Genomic DNA, 324 nt, shown 5'->3' with positions numbered 1-324 from the left:
TCGCTCACTTCGAACCTCTCTGTTTACTGATAAGCTCCAGATCCTCCTGGCAACTGGCACAAGTCCGACAACCCTGAACGGCCAGGCGTCTTCGTTCATCTATCGGATCGCCACACTCACAACAATGAGTTGCGGATACAGTCTGGTAGTTCAGGCGACGCATTTTTATTGCTGTATTGCGCTGTAATTCTTCGATTTCTGATGCTGAATCAATGATATCTGCCATCTTTCATTAATCCCTGAATTGTTGGTTAATACGCTTGAGGGTAAATGCGAATAATAAAAAAGGAGCCTGTAGCTCCCTGATGATTTTGCTTTTCATGT

Annotated in this window: 1 protein-coding gene; it reads right to left on the bottom strand. The window is 44.4% G+C overall.

Going from position 1 to position 324, the window contains the following annotated elements:
• Positions 1-4: 4 nt before the first annotated feature.
• On the bottom strand, positions 5-226 hold the full coding sequence (locus tag HEN33_RS25680) for a TraR/DksA family transcriptional regulator (protein WP_000763383.1): 222 nt from the start codon (positions 224-226) through the stop codon (positions 5-7).
• Positions 227-324 lie beyond the last annotated feature (98 nt).

The sequence above is a fragment of the Escherichia sp. 94.0001 genome (genome assembly GCF_013369155.2).
Lineage (GTDB): Bacteria > Pseudomonadota > Gammaproteobacteria > Enterobacterales > Enterobacteriaceae > Escherichia > Escherichia coli_F.
This window is presented reverse-complemented; position numbering and strand designations above follow the sequence as displayed.